This window comes from Flavobacterium arundinis, from assembly GCF_038289855.1.
Classification (GTDB): domain Bacteria; phylum Bacteroidota; class Bacteroidia; order Flavobacteriales; family Flavobacteriaceae; genus Flavobacterium; species Flavobacterium arundinis.
Genome location: NZ_JBBYHR010000010.1, coordinates 41,725 through 58,904 on the forward strand (window position 1 = coordinate 41,725; position 17,180 = coordinate 58,904).

Genomic DNA, 17,180 nt, shown 5'->3' on the forward strand with positions numbered 1-17,180 from the left:
TCACGGTCATATTTTAGAATAGCTTCTCAATGTAGTTTTGCGGAAAAACAATATGCTTTTTTGGAAAAAAAGAACCGCCCCAAGCCAGCAACAGTATATTCAGCAAGCGCTTAAAGACAACGTTAATTTCTCTACAGACAGCTCATTAGGATATCCGGCATCAAAGCTGGACCCTAAAGTATTTTCGACAGAAGCCCCCTTTTTAAAAGATGCACCATTGTTGCAGGTATTTGTGAGCAACCCCAATAATATTGGCTGCCATACCTGCGGAACTTCGGAAAAAGCATTTAAAGGTACGCAGGAAATTGAGGTCGATGTCCTGAATATGATAGCCGTTGATATTTTTAAAGCAACGCCGAACGATTTTGATGGCTACATTGCTCCCGGGGGAACTGAAGCCAATATACAGGCATTGTGGATGTACCGCAATTATTTTATCAATGAACATGGCGCCCACCCGCATGAGATCGCTATTGTAGCTTCCGAAGACACCCATTATTCTATTGCGAAAGGGGCCAACCTTCTGATGCTGGAATGGCTGAAAATCCCTGTAGATGAGGATCACCGCAACATCAAAGAAAATGAACTTGAAGACATTATCCTAAGAGCCCGTTCCTATGGTAAAAAATATTTTATTACAGTCGCCAATTTAGGTACTACAATGTTCGGATCTGTCGATGATCCAACTACCTACAGCACACTATACGACAAGCATAGGATTACCTACAAACTGCATATTGATGGCGCTTATGGCGGATTTGTATATCCTTTCAGCAATCCGGGCAGTACGATAAACTTTAGTGATCCCAATATAAGTTCTGTAACTATTGATGCACACAAAATGCTCCAGGCCCCTTATGGCACCGGGATTTTTATTTGCAGAAAGGGACTCATTGAAAATACGCTGACAAAAGAGGCTGAATATGTGGAGGGTATGGACCTTACATTGTGCGGAAGCAGGTCGGGTGCAAATGCTGTGGCGGTGTGGATGATATTGTCTACCTATGGGCCACACGGTTGGTTTGAGAAAATCAGTGTGCTGCAAATGCGTACGTTGTGGCTATGCAAAGCCCTTGAGAAAAAAGGCATCACTTTTTTCCGTGAGCCTTACATGAATATTGTAACCATCAGTGCAGCATATGTTTCGGAAGAAACTGCCGCACGGTTTGATTTGGTACCGCAAAAACATGACCCAACTAATTTGTGGTATAAAGTTGTGGTAATGGATCATGTGGAGATCGATCAATTAACTCTTCTGGTCGATGCGCTGGATGTAACTATGGTAATGCCATTGTAAGCCGTTAGCTTTTTGCCCTCTTATCCGGCCTGATGATCATTCGTAGCGATTGATCCTTAGAGAAATAGGCAGTCATCCAGTTGTAGAATGTAGTTACCCTGTTGCGGTAGCTTATTAGTGACATCAGGTGGATGAACAGCCACATCAGCCAGGCAATAAAGCCTTTAAAATGCATTTTTGGCTTCGGCAGGTCGACTACGGCCTTGTTCTTGCCTATAATCGCCATAGAGCCTTTATCATTATACTTAAAGGCGTTCAATGGTTTGCCTTTCTGTTCATTCTTAAAGTTTTTAGCCAGGTTTTTTCCCTGCTGGATAGCAACCTGTGCTACCTGGGGGTGTCCGTCAGGAAAAGCGGCATCGGTAAGTTGAATGCAGGTATCGCCAATAGAATAGATATTCTCTGTATGCGCTACTTTGTTGTAAGCATCTACATTCATCCTTCGGCCGCGGCCATAACTTTCCGCCGGCATGCCTTCGAATATTTTTGCAGATACGCCCGCAGCCCATATAAGGTTCTTAGAAGGGATGGTTTCTCCCGTATTCAGATGTACTGTATCATCTATGAAGTCAGTAACCCGGCAATTCAGCTTTACGATGACCCCCATCTTGGTCAGTGCCTGCAGCGTGTCTTCCTGGGACTGCCTGCTCATTGGCGACAACAAAGCGTCACCACCATCCACAAGGTAAATGTTGCTTACGCTCGTAGAAAGCTCAGGATATTCCCTTTTTAATACACCGTTGCGCATTTCGGCAAACATGCCTGATACTTCTACACCTGTAGGTCCGCCGCCTGCAATAACAAGGTTAAGGTATTTGCGGCGTTCCCTGCTGTTTTTGCAGATCGATGCCCTTTCCATGCGCTGTAACAGTTTGTTACGCATTTCTATAGCATCGTTCAGCGTTTTCATTGGGATCGAGTTTTTTCGGACGTTTTCCATACCAAAGTAATTGGTTTCGGCACCCGTTGCAAATATAAGACGGTCATATTCAAGTTCGCCGTTATGGAGCACGACCTTGTTCTCAGCCATATTAACCGAAAGCACCTCCCCCAGCCTGAAGCGTACATTTTCAGTACGTGAAAAAAGCTTCCTGAATGGGTAGCTGATACTGGATGGCTCGAGGTATGCTGTGGCAACCTGATAGATAAGCGGGGGGAAAAAATTATAATTGTTCTTGTCTATAAGCGTTACTTCAAAATTTTTATTCCCGGCAAGGTCTTTCGCAAGATTAATACCGGCAAACCCTCCTCCTACTATAACTATTTTCATCGTGATTTTTTTTGGCAGGTTAAAGCTACTTCTGTTTTAACCACAATAAAGTTAAGGATTTTACCGTAAACGCACAATGATTTCCGGATTACGGTTTGAAATTTATGAAATTATTGGCTTTTTTAATTTGTAAGTTAATTCTTCAGCAGCGGAGATATTAGTCCTTATGATATTATTTTATAGTTATGTTAATATTGTAGTATTAGCCTGATGCTATGCTTATTTTTATGATAAAGATTTGCGAGATGAAAAACGTTTTTACCAAACACACCTTCAAGAATATTAAATGCATCCTGAAGGATACATTCAACGGATTTACAAATGACAAAGGATTAAAGCTAAGCGCTTCCTTATCATATTACACAGTATTTTCTATGGCCCCGCTGCTGCTGCTTATTATATCGCTTGCCGGTGCTTTTTTTGGTCGTGAAGCCAGCGAAGGAAAAATATTTGAAGAAATAAACGGCCTGATAGGCAGTGAGGCAGCCTTGCAGGTGCAACAGATCATCCAAAACCTTGAGCTTTCCGGCAAGACTACATTATCAGTAATTATCGGTACAATAACGCTGATTATTGGTGCCACTACCGTTTTTGGTGAAATACAGGATTCTATAAACATCATCTGGAAGGTTAAAGCCAAGCCAAAACGAGGATGGGTGAAACTTCTGAAAGACAGGTTGCTTTCGGGTTCCCTCATTGTTGGACTGGGATTTTTACTAATAGTTACGCTGATGGTAAACGGAGTATTGCTTACTTTGAGCGATATGCTTAGAGCACGTTTTCCTGACCTTACCTTGATTCTATTAAATGCGGTGAATATAGTAATCAGCTTCGGGGTTATTACCGTCCTCTTCGGTGTAATATTCAAGGTGCTTCCCGATGCCAAGATCGCATGGAAACACGTTCGCGCAGGCGCTTTCTTTACAGCATGCCTTTTTCTTTTGGGTCGTTACATTATAGGATTGTATATCGAAACTACCGCTGCGGGTTCGCCTTATGGCGCTGCTGGGTCTATAATCGTCATTTTGATCTGGGTGTACTATACGGCTGCGATACTGTATTTTGGAGCTGAATTTACCCGTGCCTATACAAGCTTTAAAGGGGCGCGAATTGAACCCGCCGAATATGCAGTATATGTGGAGCAAAAAGAAATGGAGAGGGATGTAAGATTTATACCGCCAATGCCATCGTCGCTGGATGCCGAAAAAAAAAAGCAGCCCGGCCAGGACAAAACGGAGACTTTATAATTACCGGTTGACCTGATTCAGGCTGTATCATTTACGATTCCGGAATTCGTATTTTTCAAAATTCATAACCTTAAACCGGCTATAGAAATCTGCTATTCCCTACATTTGCAGAAAATTTTTATACCATGATACGCTTGTTTAAGATCATAGCCATACTCGAGGGAATATCGGCGCTTGTTTTATTTTTTATCGCGATGCCGCTAAAATATATTTGGGATAGCCCTGAGTATATCCGCCCTACAGGTATGGCGCACGGGGTATTGTTTACAATTTATATCGTCCTTGCCACAATGCTGAAGTTTGAGATGAACTGGCCGTGGAAAAAATACATCATCATCTGCCTTGCTTCCATCCCACCGTTCGGCACATTTATAATGGAACGTAAATATTTCGGCACACCTTCAAACTCCTAAATGAATTACTTCAACTGGGCATATAAAGCGATCAAAGGACTTCACTTTGGGCATACCACGGCGCTGTATGGCAACCTTGTGGTAAACCTTGTTGTTATCACAATTATTGCCCTTATCCTTGATTTCATTTTTAAAAAGATCCTCGTATTCACACTTGGGGTTTTTGCGCACCGTACCAAAACCTCGTTTGATGATTTTTTGGTCGAAAACAAGACCGCGAAATACGTTGCACATCTTATTCCCCTGTATTTCATTTACAAATCACTCCCTGTTGTCCTGAAAGATTTTATCTATTGGGAGAATATGATTTCCAAAGGCACTACGATATCCATTATAATGCTCAGCCTTTGGATTATCAGGAGTATTTTCAACGCATTACGCGATTACCTCAAGCAACAGCCTGACTACAACGACAAGCCCATCGACAGTTATATACAGGTGGTAATGCTTGTGCTGTGGGTCTTTGGGATTACTGGTATTGTACTGGTGCTTTTTAATACTACGATCGGTTTCCTGATCGGGACTTTTGGAACCATTTCGGCGATCATTATAGTGGTCTTTAAAGATACCATCCTTGGGTTTGTAGCGAGCATACAGGTTACGGTAAACGACATCGTGCGCATTGGCGACTGGATTACCATTGAGAAATTCGGTGCCGATGGCTATGTTATCGAAATAAACCTGGCTACCGTAAAGGTGCAGAACTTTGACCACACCACGACTACTGTTCCTACCTATAGCCTGATATCCGACTCGTTCAAGAACTGGCGCGGCATGATGGATTCGGGAGGCAGGCGTATCAAAAGGCATATTCTTATAAAAGCCAATACTGTAAGGTTTGTCCACCGCGACGAGATCGATGACCTGAGCAAGATACAGCTGATCTCGGATTACCTGCGGCACCGCCAGGCAGAGATTGACAGTTGGAACAAGCAGCATAACATTGATAAATCATTGTCGATAAACGGTCGCAATCTTACGAATCTTGGGCTTTTCCGCAAATATATCAATAGTTATATTGAAACGCATCCGGGGGTGAATAAAGACCTGACTATTATGTGCCGCCACCTGCAGCCTACCGAAAAAGGTATCCCTATCGAGATATACCTTTTCACTTCCGACAAACGCTGGCTGAATTATGAATACATTATGGCGGATATCTTTGACCATATCATTGCCTCTGTAGCCTATTTTGGGTTGGAGATATTTGAGCTGCCTACGGGTAAAGGGTATATGGAGGAATAGTTTTCAGTCGCAGTCACAGTCGCAGTTTGTCATTTCGAACGGAGCTTGCGGAGTGAGAAATCTCTATTAAACGTCTATATTCCTTTAGAGATTCTTCCTTCGTCAGAATGACACACCCAACTGCCATCCGAGTGAAGCTGCGTGAGGGATAGAGCCGGTATCCTGCCGTAGGAGCGGAGGCAGATATAGGCGAAAGCCCGACGCTGTAGCTTGCGGAAGTGGCACGCCCCAAAAAAGATTTTTAGACCGTTAGACTTTTAGATGGTTGGAGCTAAGGTTTGTAATTTGTTTTTGTCATTTGGAATTTCAAAAAATTACGGCTTCAATATCCTGTCCTTCACATATTCTATTTTAGTCTTTCCATGTGCAGACGGGCGGCCAAAACTGTCGAGGTTGACCATGGTAATGTTATCTACCGTGATGATCTTCTCCTGCGTCATTTTGTTGCGGACTTCCGACTTCAGGACTATAGAGGTCCTGCCGAAATGCACCACATCAATGCCTATCTCAATGATGTCGCCCTGCTTGGCTGAGCTCATAAAGTTGATCTCGGACATGTGCTTGGTCACTATCCTTTGGTTCTCTAATTGTATGATGGAATACAGCGCGGCTTCCTCATCGATCCAGGCGAGCAGCTTGCCGCCGAACAATGTTCCGTTGGGGTTCAGGTCTTCGGGTTTTACCCATTTTCGTGTATGGAATCTCATGGCAGGTATTTTTGTAAGGCTAAAGTTACGATATCTGCGTGGTCAAATGCTAATTCCGGCAGGACTTTAACCGAAAACCATTTCGCTTCAGCGGCATCGTCGGCAGCGACGGCTACTGCATTCTCTTCTGCAAAACCTACATAGGCCACAGAAACGGTATGCTGCCTTGGGTCGCGGCCCGGCTTACCGAACGCGCCCAGCTGTTCTAACTCCCTTACTTCCAGTCCTGTTTCTTCGCGGAGTTCGCGGCGGGCAGCATCGGGAAGGTCTTCACCTTCATCTACAAAGCCTCCGGGGATAGCCCACTGGCCTTTAAAGGGTTCGTTCTTACGTTTAATAAAAAGTATCTCGTGGCCGGTGCCTGCTTTACGGAAGATTATAGCGTCTGTTGTGACGAATATTTTTGAAGTTCTCATTTAATTCCAAGTTTTACAGTTGCAAAGTTACAAAGTTGCAAAGTTCTGTATGGCCTTAAAATAGAAAAGTTCCAAAGCAGCAAAAAACTCTGCCACTTTGGAACTTTGAAACTTTGCTACTTTCTTAATAAGCTAACAATTCAAGCAACGCCCCTTCAAACCTGCCTTTTGACAGATACTGGTCTTCCAGCGCCTTGGTGAATGGTATAGCGCTTTCCAGGCTGCCTACGCGTTTCACGGGGCCGTCGAGGTATTCGAAGCACTGCTCCATGATCATGGCGGAGATGTCGCTGGCCATACCGCCGAACAATGAGTCTTCCTGAAGTATGATAACTTTTCCGGTCTTTTTTACTGACTTGAATATCGTTTCCGTATCAAGCGGCTGTAATGACCTGAGGTCGATAAGGTCGGCTTTGATGTCGGAGTTCTTGTCCAGTGTTTCCAATGCCCAGTGCACGCCTGCGCCAAAGGTGATCACCGTCACGTCCTCCCCTTCCCTTAGCATTGCTGCTTTTCCGAAAGGTATCGTGTAGTAATCCTTAGGTACGTCCTGGTAAGAGCTGCGGTACAACGCTTTGTGTTCGAAAAACATTACCGGGTTCGGGTCGTTGATGGCTGTAGCCAAAAGGCCCTTGGCATCATACGGGAATGCCGGGTACACCACTTTGAGCCCCGGGGTCTTGGTAAACCACGCCTCGTTGGTCTGTGAGTGGAATGGTCCCGCCTGAACGCCCGCGCCGCAAGGCATACGCACTACCACGTCGGCATTTTCCTGCCAGCGGTAATGCACCTTGGCAAGGTAGTTCACGATCGGGTTGAAACCCGTGGACACGAAGTCGGCGAACTGCATCTCGATAACCGACTTCACGCCGTTGATCGAAAGTCCCATACCTGCCGACACGATAGCCGACTCACATATAGGTGTGTTGCGCACGCGGTCTTTGCCGAACTGCGCTACAAAGCCATCGGTGATCTTGAACGCACCGCCATATTCGGCAATGTCCTGCCCCATGATCACGAGGTTGTCGTGGCGCTCCATCGACTGCCTTAATCCCTGCTGGATAGCATCGATCATGCGTATATTTTCCGTTTCTGATGAGTGGTTAACTTCTTCATGCTGATACGGTTTGTAAACATCATTTAATTCTTCGCTCAAACTGGCTTCGATGGCCGGTTCGGCAGAAGCCTGCTGGTAATTCTCGTCGATCTCCTTCTTCAGCTCAGCGCGGATGGCATCATCGTTATCGTCGGTAAGCACGCCTTCGGCTTTCAGGAATTTGCGGTAATTTTCCACCGGGTCTTTTACGGCCCAGGCATCCATCAGCTCCTGCGGAACATACTTGGTACCGCTCGCCTCCTCGTGGCCGCGCATCCTGAAGGTCTTGAATTCCAACAGCACCGGGCGCGGGTTTTCGCGCATCGATACGGCCAGTTCTTCCAGCTTGGTATATACCTCTAATATATTGTTCCCGTCAAGGATGTGCGCCTCCATGCCGTAGCCAATGCCTTTGTCGGCCAGGTTCTCGCAGCGGTATTGCTCATTGGTCGGGGTCGATAGGCCGTAGCCGTTGTTCTCGATAATGAACATCACGGGAAGCTCCCACACGGCAGCAATATTGAGCGCCTCGTGGAAATCGCCCTCGCTGGTAGCGCCCTCGCCGGTAAACACAGCGGTCACCTTGCCCTCCTTGCGGAGCTTGTGCGCCAGCGCGATACCATCGGCAACGCCAAGCTGCGGGCCCAGGTGCGATATCATCCCTATGATCTTGTACTCCTGCGTACCGAAGTGGAACGAGCGGTCGCGGCCCTTGGTAAAGCCGTTGGCCTTGCCCTGCCACTGCGAGAACAGGCGGTACAGCGGGATGTCGCGGCCCGTGAACACGCCCAGGTTGCGGTGCATGGGGAGGATGTACTCGTCCTTGCCCAACACGGCGGTAATGCCCACCGAGATAGCCTCCTGCCCGATGCCGGAGAACCATTTGGACACTTTGCCCTGGCGGATGAGGATAAGCATCTTCTCCTCTATGAGCCTTGGCTTTAGCAATTTCTTATATAAATCGAGTAATTGTTCGTTGGTCAGTTGTTTTCTGTCGAAATTCATAGTGATTTTTGAATAATCTTTAAGATGGCTCAAAAGTAAGAAAATAACAGGAGGTGGTGAAAAATGTTATGGGAATTTATTTTTGTTAAAATTGTTAAGGAATTTTTTGTAGGTTTATATTTCAATTTTAGAAAATGGCAATAAGTGCAAATACGATAGTTCATTATACCGAAGAATTTAAGTCCATTTTGGAAATCTTAGAAAGTTCAAGTTTTAAATTAAGTTATTGTTCGGAAAGAATTAAGACACGAGGAAGTCAAAGTTTTTCTTTTGCAGTAGCAATGGTTTCATTTTGCGATATCCCATTTACTGATTATAAAAAACATTTTGCTTCTACAAAAGGAAAAAAACTCGGTTATTATGGTGATTATGGAATAGGCCTAACAAAAAAATGGGCAAAGAAAAATGGTTTAAATCCAGTTTTTTATATTGACACAAATTCCTATGCTGGAACTGCTTTAAGAAAATCTGTTGAAAGTTATTATACAAATGGGTCGATAAACCAATTGGAGGCTTTTTTTAACGAGGAAACGACAAAATTTGCTTGCTTCACAAAAAATTATGAAGGGGAATTATACAGAAAAGGTCTTTTAAAAGATTCTAAGTATAAATTCTATGATGAGCGAGAGTGGAGATATGTTCCGCAAGGAAAAGACCTTGCTAAGCATGGGGATTATTGTATGCTTGACAATAAAGAGTATCTTTCTGACAAGCAAAATTTCACGGGAAAGATAAACAGATATGAATTAAAATTTTCGATTGATGACATATCATATATAATTGTAAAAGATGAAAACGAGATTCCAATTTTGATAAACACTCTATCAAAATATTTTACAGAAAATGATAAACTGAAAATACTTTTTACTAAAATAATTACTTCTGAACAGATAATTAATGACTTCTAAAATAACAAATATGAAAACACTTTTTACATCTTGCCTTCTTTTATTTTTACAAATCGGCTTTTGTCAAAATATTAAAGCGACAACGGAAAATGGTAAGAAAGTTTTATTGAAGGATGATAAGACTTGGGAATATGACACATCGCAAACCTTAGAATCGTGTTCGACACCCGCAAACTTTAAAGAACCTCAAGGAGATAAATCAAATAAACAGTTTCTTGAAATGACAAATGCTACAGTAAAGGATATGAAGAAACATGTGGCGGTTGATTTAGGGGTTAATGAAAAAGATATTGTTCTATTAGAGCTTTCTGAACAAAAAGGTAATGCTATATATATTCTATGTATTAAAGGTACAAAATATAAATATAGAAGAACAGGCTCAGTGTTTCATAAGGATGGTGAGAAGCCTTGATTTCCAGAACTATTGTGAGCTTCAGTTCGTATACTAAATGAGTTATTTCGTTAATCGGAATATTTAAAATAAAATTAGCATTTATGATTTATAACATAATCGGACTACTATTAGATTTCATCGGTGTAATCTTACTTTTTAGATTTGGCATTCTACCTGATAATCTATGGGAACATATTTTGATGGACAATGAAATGAGCGACACGGATATAAAGAAACATAAAATTTGGTCAAAAATTGCATTGATAACGATAATAATTGGCTTTGGATTTCAAATAATTGGAACTTTTAGCCAAAATACTCCCTTTAGCAGCATACCTGCTAAATCAAATGATTTAGGATTTTATTTTAATCAAACAACGCAAATCAAAGGACATTTGAGTATTAAGTTTGAAGACGAAAAGCTACATTACCAATTGGAATTAAAAGGCCCATTAAATAATTATAAAGATTTAGAAGGATTTAAAATTCAATTAGAGGATAAAGATGGTTTTAGAATTTTACAAATTGCAGTTCCATACAATTCCAATAACGAAAATATAAGCAGTTTAATATCGAATAACAGTTTAACATTAATTGTAAAAGGAAATCTATCCTTAAAACCCGATGAGTACTTAAAAATAAAAAAATGGAATTTTACTGCGGGGTAATCATAGGTTAATTAATGTGCTAACACGAGTTTCCAACTCGTCAAATAAACATAGTTATGGAATACGAAGATTGGCAAAACATTTACGACAATTTATATGCTGATAATAATCGGCTTACAAAGTTATATTATGACATTTATGAAAATGACGATATTTCAAAAAAGGTTGCCCAAAAATTGAAAATAGAAATGCAGTCCTTAATGACAGCTATTTATTATAGAATAACTTTGAATCAAGATGCATTAAAGTTATTTAAATATGGCTTTGGCAATAACGATGAGTTAAAGAGAAATTCACAAGATCTAAAACAGCCAAGTCATGCTGACTCTATTCTATCTGAATATCTCTACGATTTGAAACTATATATTGAGAATTTACGAGCTAATACATGACCACCACCGAACAGATCCAATCCCACCTCTCCACCCTACACGAGCCCAAACGCACTGAAATGCAACAACTGCACGAGCGCATACTGCACATAGCGCCGGAAGCTACCCTATCGTTCCTGGATGGCAGGAACGAAGAAGGTAAAGTTGTTACTAATCCTAATATAGGTTATGGCGCCTACACCATGAAATATACTGACGGCTCGACCAGGGAGTTCTACCGGGTTGGGCTGAGTGCTACTTCAACGGGGATCTCGGTATATATCATGGGCCTTGAGGATAAGAAATACTTAGCCGAGACGTATGGGGCAACCATTGGCAAGGCAAAAGTAACAGGCTATTGCATAGCGTTTAAAAAGCTGGCGGATATTAATGTGGAGGTGTTGATGGAGGCAGTAAAGCGCCCCCTAACCCCCGAAGGGGGGACTCCAATCGTAACGGAATTGTAGTACTGATAGTTATAGCAAAATTCGATACATTTGATCAAAATTTTTAGTTATGTCAAAGGAACCGGTAGTTATTCAACTCAGCAAAGGCAAGCTCGCCTTACTTCTTATAGGGTCCATTATTTTTGTGATCATTGGAGTCTGGATTCTAGTATCCGGGCCTGTTAGTAGTAATGTCCTTCTTGATAACCCTATCGTAAAATATGGCGCCGGAATTGCAAGTATCCTATTCTTTGGTTTTATTGCAGTAGCTTATATTGTTAAGCTTTTCGACACAAGGCCGGGGTTAATTATTGATGAAAAAGGAATAACCGATAACGCAAGCGGCGTGAGCGCAGGGTTTATTCCGTGGGGAGATGTCAGGCATATTTATACTACGCAGGTAATGAACCAGAAGTTCATCATGATAGGGGTTAATAATCCGGAAGATTATATCAACAGGCAGGCAAAATTCTTAAAAAAGAAAGCTATGAACTATAACTTTAAAAATTATGGCTCGCCTATTTCAATTACTCCTAATGGGCTGAAAATGGACTTTGAGAATTTGCTTTCGGCACTGAATACGAAATGGGAGGAAAATAAAAACAATGCTTAATCTGTAAAGATCGCTTCATGCCTTGCTATGACGGTACGTGGTAGCTCACTTAACCCTCCAAACACACAACCACCTCTCCTTCCCAGCCCTGATGGAAGCCCCCTAATCCGCCACGGCGGAGGAACTCCACTCCTGCCTTAAAATGACTTACAGACCAGGCCATTCGCTCCTGCAATCTTAAAATGGCATAAATTTTGTAAGAACAGCCGTACTAACCGTAACCAATTAAGATGAAACACAAGCTACTCTCCCTGCTCCTGCTTTTTGTATTGGCCTCCTGCTCTTCCGATGATGATAAAGCCAATGCAACTGGTGATGGATCTTACTTTGAGATCAATGTAAACGGTGAAACAGTGTCGCTGCCATGGTCTACGTTTAGCGCCAATGAAAACTGCGAATACATTTATGCCGGGGTTATGGATGTACCCGAAAGTTTCGGCACGCAATTCAGGATGGAGTTCGAACTGAGTAAATCGGGCCATATCAAAAAAGTGCGTTTTTACGATTTTTCAGATGATAACAGGCACTATGAAACGGTTGACTTTGCCCCTGCCGAAACCTTCAGCATTACCAACTTTAATTATAACGCCGCGAACAGGCAGCTGTACTTTGAGTTTGAAGGCGACCTTTTTGAAATGGGCATACCTGGAAACAAGAAGTATATTTCGGGAAAAATGCAGTATAATGACACCAACTCCATCACGTGCGGTTTTTTTCCGCACCAGCTCACCGTAGACAATGGTGCGATGCACTTTACCAATACGGTTACTTCAACATCGGCAGATGGTGTTATCTATAGTTTTTATTCAGACCACGGGTATGTAATGCGCATTCAGTCGGATACAGCTATTGAGAATAGGGAGACCGGCAGCTATGCGTTTACTGCCGGCAGTAATTTCCGCATACTTTTGTACAAATACATCGGTGCGTTAAAGCTGACCCCCACTGCCAACATTAACCCCTCCGACTGGCAGGCGTACAACTGCACCGGCACCATTACCGTCGATTCCCATAACCTGCAGCCCTTTCCACATACTACCGGTACGTTCACACTGCGGGCCACGGATGCAGGGGGGAACGTTGTTTTTGACAACCTGACGGGTTCTTTCGAAATGTGACGGCAACAAAGCCCGCTAATCCCCAAACTGGCGAACGCTACACCTTCTCTAAAATGACTTACATTCCAGGGCATTCGATCCTTTCGTAACGTTTCCTTAACTATTGCTGAAAATTAATTTTTATCTTTGTATCTGCCCATATTTTGGGCGATATTAAAAACCATTTTTATGCAAAACATCCCAAGTGTGGACCTGCGTGATTTCCTTTCGGGTGACCCGGAACGCAAACAAAAATTTGTAAATGAAATCGGTAAAGCCTATGAAGACATAGGATTTGTAGCATTAAAAGGGCATTTCCTTGACGACCGCCTCGTGGACGAACTGTATGCCGAAGTTAAAAACTTCTTCAGCCTTCCGCTGGAGACCAAGGAGAAGTACGAGATACCGGGCATTGGCGGCCAGCGCGGCTATGTGTCGTTCGGTAAAGAGCATGCCAAAGGTAAAAAAGAGGGCGACCTTAAAGAGTTCTGGCATTTTGGCCAATACTTGGAAGAGGACTCAAAACGCGCCGGTGAATATCCTGATAACGTTGAAGTGACAGAGCTTCCGAAATTCAATGAAGTCGGTAAAGAGGCCTATCAAATGCTTGAGAAAACAGGTATTTATGTGCTTCGCGCACTGGCTATTTATTTGGGCCTTGATGAGTTTTATTTTGACAAGTACGCTGAAGAAGGCAACAGCATCCTGCGGCCTATCCACTACCCTCCTATCACGTCTGAGCCGGAGAATGCGGTACGCGCGGCTGCGCATGGCGATATCAACCTTATTACGCTATTGATGGGCGCACAGGGCCGTGGCCTGCAGGTGCAAAACCACAACGGCGAGTGGATCGATGCCATTGCTGAACCGGACGAGCTGGTTATCAACGTAGGCGATATGCTTTCGCGCCATACCAATAACCGGCTGAAAAGCACCATCCACCAGGTGGTGAACCCGCCAAGGGAATTGTGGGGCACTTCGCGCTACTCTATCCCGTTCTTTATGCACCCTGTCAGCGAAATGAAGCTGGACTGCCTGGAGAACTGCATCGACGAGCAGCATCCTAAATTGTATGATGATATCACGGCTGGCGAATTCCTTCACGAACGTTTGGTTGATTTGGGATTAATCAAAAAATAATCATTATTTTTATACCGTTAAAAGGCATTGGGTGTAAAAGCCTGATGCTTTTTTGTTTACTATTCGCCATGTTTTAGAACGCGGATGACGCGGATCGGGCGGATTTTCGCAGATTTTCATCAATTGAACTAAATAGGCATGCTCCATAAAGAATTGACCGGTGAGATTTTGAAAGCGTTTTATGACGTTTACAATGAGCTTGGTTATGGCTTTCTGGAACGCGTTTATCAAAATGCGTTATTCTTTGAGCTCCAAACAAGAGGTTTTAAAGTTGAGGCACAGAAAAGGATTTCGGTATATTATAAAGAAATACTGGTTGGCGATTACATCGCCGATATAGTTGTGAATGATAAAGTAATATTAGAATTAAAAGCATGTGAATGCATGACTGAAGAATTCGAGTATCAGCTCATAAATTATTTAAAGAGTACAAAGTGTGAAGTAGGATTAGTTTTAAACTTTGGCAAGGAGCCTGAATTCATCAGGAAAGTTTTTACTAATTCAAAAAAGGGAATAAAATCTGCGTAGATCCGCCTAATCCGCGTCATCCGCGTTCCATTATAAATAATATGGGAAAGAAAATAAGCAGTCTGGAAGACCTCGGAGGATTCGTGTTCTCCACCAATAAAGAATTTGAGTTCGATAATAATGACGAACAAAAGGAAACCATTGCCAATGGCGAGCAGCGCCTCGAAGCTCATCTTGATAAAAAGAACCGGGGCGGGAAAGTAGCGACCGTAATAAAAGGCTTTGAAGGCAGCGATGACGACCTGAAAGCGTTAGCGAAACAGCTGAAAACACTTTGCGGGGTTGGCGGCTCGGCGAAGGACGGCGAGATCATCATACAGGGGAATTTCAGGGAAAAGATAATGGACTTCCTTGTTAAGGAAGGATATAAAGTGAAGAGAGTTGGTGGGTAAAATTCCAAAAGACAAATCACAAATTACAAACGTAGCTTCCAATACCGAAATTAGCAAAACACAAATTGAAAAACGGCATCGGACTTCCGACATCAGACTTCTGACAAAAAATAAATCAAATCACAAATACGGGCTTCGGCATCCGACTTCGGACCTCCGATCTCCGACATACATAAAACCAATGAAAATTAAAGAATCAGAACTTATATTAAACCCTGACGGGAGCGTATACCACCTTAACCTAAGGCCGGAAGATATTGCAAGAGACATCATATTCGTGGGCGACCAGGACCGTGTCGAAAAGATCACCGCGCATTTTGACAGCATTGAATTCACTAAGCAGAAAAGGGAATTCAAGACACAGACCGGTATGTACAAAGGCAGGCGGATGACCGTTATGTCCACCGGGATCGGGCCGGACAATATCGACATCGTGATCAACGAACTGGATGCATTGGTGAATATCGACCTTGAAACAAGACTTATCAAAGAGCAGCATACTTCATTGAATATCATCCGCATTGGTACTTCAGGTGCTTTACAGCCGGATATCCCTGTGAATGGCTTTGTGTTATCGGAATACGGGTTGGGACTAGACAACATGATGCGCTCTTATGCCGTTGATACCGTGAGCGACCAGCACCTTGAAGAGGCGTTTATGAAGCACACCAACTGGGACGTCCGTAAAGGGCATCCGTATGTGATCAAGTGCAGCAAAAAGCTACAGGACATAATATTCAGCCATGAGATGCATAAAGGTATCACGGCTACTTCGGGAGGGTTTTATGGTCCTCAGGGACGTGTACTTAGGCTTGCTTTACAGGATAGTGAGCTGAATGCCAAAATGGATAACTTCGTCTATAACGGTGATAGGATAACCAACCTTGAAATGGAAACGGCTGCGATCTATGGGATTTCGGCATTGCTGGGCCACGAGGCGCTTTCGCTGAATGCCATTATTGCGAACCGTGCAAATGGTACGTTCAGCACCGACCCGTATGCTGCGGTGAACAGCCTAATTGAATATACGCTTAACAAAATAGCCAACAGCTAAGACAATGACAACACTAAAAATAGCCGGGGTACCGGAACATTTCAATCTTCCGTGGCATTTATGCATCGAAGGCAGTGAATTTGAAAATGCCGGCATAAACGCAGAATGGATCGATGTTCCTGAAGGTACAGGAAATCTGTGCCAGATGCTCCGTGACGGCAGCACTGATATTGCCGTAATACTTACCGAGGGTATCATAAAAGACATTGCCGCCGGGAACGAAAGCAAAATAGTGCAGATCTATGTGGAGTCGCCATTGATATGGGGGATCCACGTGGCAGCAGGATCACCTTACAAGACTTTAGACGATATTAAGAACGGTAAGGTTGCCATAAGCCGATATGGCTCAGGATCGCACCTAATGGCAATAGTGAATGCAAAGCAGCAGGGATGGGATACGGAGAACATGCAGTATGAATTAGTCAATACGCTTGACGGGGCCGTGGAAGCGTTGACTGAAAGCAAAGCTGATTATTTTATGTGGGAGCGCTTTATGACGAAGCCTATTGTGGACAAAGGGATATTCAGGAGGGTTGATGACTGCCTTACGCCATGGCCTTCCTTTGTGATCGCGGTGAGAAATGAAGTGCTGGAAAATAACGGGGATGTTATCGGCAAGCTTCTTGATATCATTAACCAGACAACAGAAGATTTTAAAGAAATTCCGAGTATTGACAGGATGCTTTCGGAGCGTTACGGGCAGAAAATAGAAGACATTAACGAATGGCTCAAATTAACCCGCTGGTCGCAACAGAAACTGGACAAAAAAACGTTTGAACAAGTACAGGATCAATTGTCGGAACTAAATATTATTGAAAAAAAGGCTGCATTTGAAACTGCAGCAGGATAAAACAGAATTGTTTTATTTTTATG

The 17,180-nt window shown here is 43.1% G+C and carries 20 protein-coding genes; 16 read left to right on the forward strand and 4 right to left on the reverse strand.

From position 1 onward, the window contains the following. The first annotated feature begins 52 nt into the window (after window positions 1-52). Window positions 53-1,297: a pyridoxal phosphate-dependent decarboxylase family protein gene (locus tag AAEO56_RS16190; protein ID WP_341698111.1), complete on the forward strand. Its 1,245-nt coding sequence runs from the start codon at window positions 53-55 to the stop codon at window positions 1,295-1,297. A gap of 4 nt (window positions 1,298-1,301) precedes the next feature. On the opposite strand, the gene AAEO56_RS16195 is transcribed toward AAEO56_RS16190, so the two are convergent. Then, window positions 1,302-2,567 (reverse strand): NAD(P)/FAD-dependent oxidoreductase, encoded by a 1,266-nt coding sequence (locus AAEO56_RS16195; protein WP_341698112.1) that lies wholly within the window; start codon window positions 2,565-2,567, stop codon window positions 1,302-1,304. Between the two features lie 245 nt (window positions 2,568-2,812). Between AAEO56_RS16195 and AAEO56_RS16200 the strand changes: the two genes are divergently transcribed. The 3 genes from AAEO56_RS16200 to AAEO56_RS16210 all read left to right on the forward strand — a co-directional run bounded on the left by AAEO56_RS16200 (window position 2,813) and on the right by AAEO56_RS16210 (window position 5,472). Beyond that, a complete protein-coding gene (locus AAEO56_RS16200) occupies window positions 2,813-3,814 on the forward strand; it encodes a YihY/virulence factor BrkB family protein (RefSeq protein ID WP_341698113.1) in 1,002 nt (333 codons plus the stop codon). Window positions 3,815-3,939: 125 nt separating this feature from the next. Next, a complete protein-coding gene (locus tag AAEO56_RS16205) occupies window positions 3,940-4,227 on the forward strand; it encodes a DUF3817 domain-containing protein (RefSeq protein WP_341698114.1) in 288 nt (95 codons plus the stop codon). Beyond that, window positions 4,228-5,472 carry a mechanosensitive ion channel family protein gene (locus AAEO56_RS16210; RefSeq protein WP_341698115.1) on the forward strand — a complete coding sequence of 415 codons (1,245 nt, stop codon included), beginning with the start codon at window positions 4,228-4,230 and terminating at the stop codon, window positions 5,470-5,472. A gap of 314 nt (window positions 5,473-5,786) precedes the next feature. On the opposite strand, the gene AAEO56_RS16215 is transcribed toward AAEO56_RS16210, so the two are convergent. From AAEO56_RS16215 to AAEO56_RS16225, 3 genes are all read right to left on the reverse strand, one after another. Continuing rightward, window positions 5,787-6,179 carry an acyl-CoA thioesterase gene (locus tag AAEO56_RS16215; RefSeq protein ID WP_341698116.1) on the reverse strand — a complete coding sequence of 131 codons (393 nt, stop codon included), beginning with the start codon at window positions 6,177-6,179 and terminating at the stop codon, window positions 5,787-5,789. Then, the gene (locus tag AAEO56_RS16220; protein ID WP_341698117.1) at window positions 6,176-6,595 is read right to left on the reverse strand and encodes an NUDIX hydrolase; all 420 of its coding nucleotides are present in this window, start codon (window positions 6,593-6,595) and stop codon (window positions 6,176-6,178) included. Before AAEO56_RS16220 ends, AAEO56_RS16215 begins: the two co-directional genes overlap by 4 nt. A 124-nt stretch (window positions 6,596-6,719) precedes the next feature. After that, window positions 6,720-8,696, reverse strand: coding sequence for an alpha-ketoacid dehydrogenase subunit alpha/beta (locus tag AAEO56_RS16225; RefSeq protein WP_341698118.1), 1,977 nt, complete (start codon window positions 8,694-8,696; stop codon window positions 6,720-6,722). A 134-nt stretch (window positions 8,697-8,830) separates the two neighbouring features. Here AAEO56_RS16225 and AAEO56_RS16230 point away from each other — a divergent pair, with 134 nt between their 5' ends. The 12 genes from AAEO56_RS16230 (at window position 8,831) to AAEO56_RS16285 (ending at window position 17,157) form a co-directional block, all read left to right on the forward strand. Continuing rightward, on the forward strand, window positions 8,831-9,604 hold the full coding sequence (locus AAEO56_RS16230) for an abortive infection system antitoxin AbiGi family protein (RefSeq protein WP_341698119.1): 774 nt from the start codon (window positions 8,831-8,833) through the stop codon (window positions 9,602-9,604). Between the two features lie 10 nt (window positions 9,605-9,614). Next, a complete protein-coding gene (locus AAEO56_RS16235; RefSeq protein WP_341698120.1) occupies window positions 9,615-10,016 on the forward strand; it encodes a DUF3157 family protein in 402 nt (133 codons plus the stop codon). A gap of 83 nt (window positions 10,017-10,099) precedes the next feature. Further along, window positions 10,100-10,666: a hypothetical protein gene (locus AAEO56_RS16240; RefSeq protein WP_341698121.1), complete on the forward strand. Its 567-nt coding sequence runs from the start codon at window positions 10,100-10,102 to the stop codon at window positions 10,664-10,666. Between the two features lie 56 nt (window positions 10,667-10,722). Continuing rightward, the gene (locus AAEO56_RS16245) at window positions 10,723-11,058 is read left to right on the forward strand and encodes a hypothetical protein (protein WP_341698122.1); all 336 of its coding nucleotides are present in this window, start codon (window positions 10,723-10,725) and stop codon (window positions 11,056-11,058) included. A gap of 59 nt (window positions 11,059-11,117) precedes the next feature. Continuing rightward, the gene (locus tag AAEO56_RS16250) at window positions 11,118-11,504 is read left to right on the forward strand and encodes a DUF1801 domain-containing protein (protein ID WP_341698123.1); all 387 of its coding nucleotides are present in this window, start codon (window positions 11,118-11,120) and stop codon (window positions 11,502-11,504) included. A 49-nt stretch (window positions 11,505-11,553) separates the two neighbouring features. Further along, entirely contained in the window at window positions 11,554-12,096 is a 543-nt protein-coding gene (locus AAEO56_RS16255; RefSeq protein WP_341698124.1) for an STM3941 family protein, read from the forward strand. 230 nt (window positions 12,097-12,326) lie between these two features. After that, window positions 12,327-13,214, forward strand: a complete 888-nt coding sequence (locus tag AAEO56_RS16260) for a hypothetical protein (protein WP_341698125.1) — start codon at window positions 12,327-12,329, stop codon at window positions 13,212-13,214. Between the two features lie 168 nt (window positions 13,215-13,382). Next, window positions 13,383-14,333: an isopenicillin N synthase family dioxygenase gene (locus tag AAEO56_RS16265; RefSeq protein ID WP_341698126.1), complete on the forward strand. Its 951-nt coding sequence runs from the start codon at window positions 13,383-13,385 to the stop codon at window positions 14,331-14,333. 138 nt (window positions 14,334-14,471) lie between these two features. Continuing rightward, window positions 14,472-14,861 carry a GxxExxY protein gene (locus tag AAEO56_RS16270; protein WP_341698127.1) on the forward strand — a complete coding sequence of 130 codons (390 nt, stop codon included), beginning with the start codon at window positions 14,472-14,474 and terminating at the stop codon, window positions 14,859-14,861. Between the two features lie 41 nt (window positions 14,862-14,902). Continuing rightward, window positions 14,903-15,253 carry a translation initiation factor gene (locus AAEO56_RS16275; protein ID WP_341698128.1) on the forward strand — a complete coding sequence of 117 codons (351 nt, stop codon included), beginning with the start codon at window positions 14,903-14,905 and terminating at the stop codon, window positions 15,251-15,253. 181 nt (window positions 15,254-15,434) lie between these two features. Then, window positions 15,435-16,307: a nucleoside phosphorylase gene (locus AAEO56_RS16280; protein WP_341698129.1), complete on the forward strand. Its 873-nt coding sequence runs from the start codon at window positions 15,435-15,437 to the stop codon at window positions 16,305-16,307. 4 nt (window positions 16,308-16,311) lie between these two features. Further along, entirely contained in the window at window positions 16,312-17,157 is an 846-nt protein-coding gene (locus tag AAEO56_RS16285) for a substrate-binding domain-containing protein (RefSeq protein ID WP_341698130.1), read from the forward strand. Window positions 17,158-17,180 lie beyond the last annotated feature (23 nt).

Excerpts from the sequence above, each read along its gene's own strand:
- AAEO56_RS16190 (WP_341698111.1), top strand. The coding sequence starts at position 53 with ATGCTTTTTTGGAAAAAAAGAACCGCCCCAAGCCAGCAACAGTATATT.
- AAEO56_RS16195 (WP_341698112.1), bottom strand. The coding sequence starts at position 2,567 with ATGAAAATAGTTATAGTAGGAGGAGGGTTTGCCGGTATTAATCTTGCG.
- AAEO56_RS16200 (WP_341698113.1), top strand. The coding sequence starts at position 2,813 with ATGAAAAACGTTTTTACCAAACACACCTTCAAGAATATTAAATGCATC.
- AAEO56_RS16205 (WP_341698114.1), top strand. The coding sequence starts at position 3,940 with ATGATACGCTTGTTTAAGATCATAGCCATACTCGAGGGAATATCGGCG.
- AAEO56_RS16210 (WP_341698115.1), top strand. The coding sequence starts at position 4,228 with ATGAATTACTTCAACTGGGCATATAAAGCGATCAAAGGACTTCACTTT.
- AAEO56_RS16215 (WP_341698116.1), bottom strand. The coding sequence starts at position 6,179 with ATGAGATTCCATACACGAAAATGGGTAAAACCCGAAGACCTGAACCCC.
- AAEO56_RS16220 (WP_341698117.1), bottom strand. The coding sequence starts at position 6,595 with ATGAGAACTTCAAAAATATTCGTCACAACAGACGCTATAATCTTCCGT.
- AAEO56_RS16225 (WP_341698118.1), bottom strand. The coding sequence starts at position 8,696 with ATGAATTTCGACAGAAAACAACTGACCAACGAACAATTACTCGATTTA.
- AAEO56_RS16230 (WP_341698119.1), top strand. The coding sequence starts at position 8,831 with ATGGCAATAAGTGCAAATACGATAGTTCATTATACCGAAGAATTTAAG.
- AAEO56_RS16235 (WP_341698120.1), top strand. The coding sequence starts at position 9,615 with ATGAAAACACTTTTTACATCTTGCCTTCTTTTATTTTTACAAATCGGC.
- AAEO56_RS16240 (WP_341698121.1), top strand. The coding sequence starts at position 10,100 with ATGATTTATAACATAATCGGACTACTATTAGATTTCATCGGTGTAATC.
- AAEO56_RS16245 (WP_341698122.1), top strand. The coding sequence starts at position 10,723 with ATGGAATACGAAGATTGGCAAAACATTTACGACAATTTATATGCTGAT.
- AAEO56_RS16250 (WP_341698123.1), top strand. The coding sequence starts at position 11,118 with ATGCAACAACTGCACGAGCGCATACTGCACATAGCGCCGGAAGCTACC.
- AAEO56_RS16255 (WP_341698124.1), top strand. The coding sequence starts at position 11,554 with ATGTCAAAGGAACCGGTAGTTATTCAACTCAGCAAAGGCAAGCTCGCC.
- AAEO56_RS16260 (WP_341698125.1), top strand. The coding sequence starts at position 12,327 with ATGAAACACAAGCTACTCTCCCTGCTCCTGCTTTTTGTATTGGCCTCC.
- AAEO56_RS16265 (WP_341698126.1), top strand. The coding sequence starts at position 13,383 with ATGCAAAACATCCCAAGTGTGGACCTGCGTGATTTCCTTTCGGGTGAC.
- AAEO56_RS16270 (WP_341698127.1), top strand. The coding sequence starts at position 14,472 with ATGCTCCATAAAGAATTGACCGGTGAGATTTTGAAAGCGTTTTATGAC.
- AAEO56_RS16275 (WP_341698128.1), top strand. The coding sequence starts at position 14,903 with ATGGGAAAGAAAATAAGCAGTCTGGAAGACCTCGGAGGATTCGTGTTC.
- AAEO56_RS16280 (WP_341698129.1), top strand. The coding sequence starts at position 15,435 with ATGAAAATTAAAGAATCAGAACTTATATTAAACCCTGACGGGAGCGTA.
- AAEO56_RS16285 (WP_341698130.1), top strand. The coding sequence starts at position 16,312 with ATGACAACACTAAAAATAGCCGGGGTACCGGAACATTTCAATCTTCCG.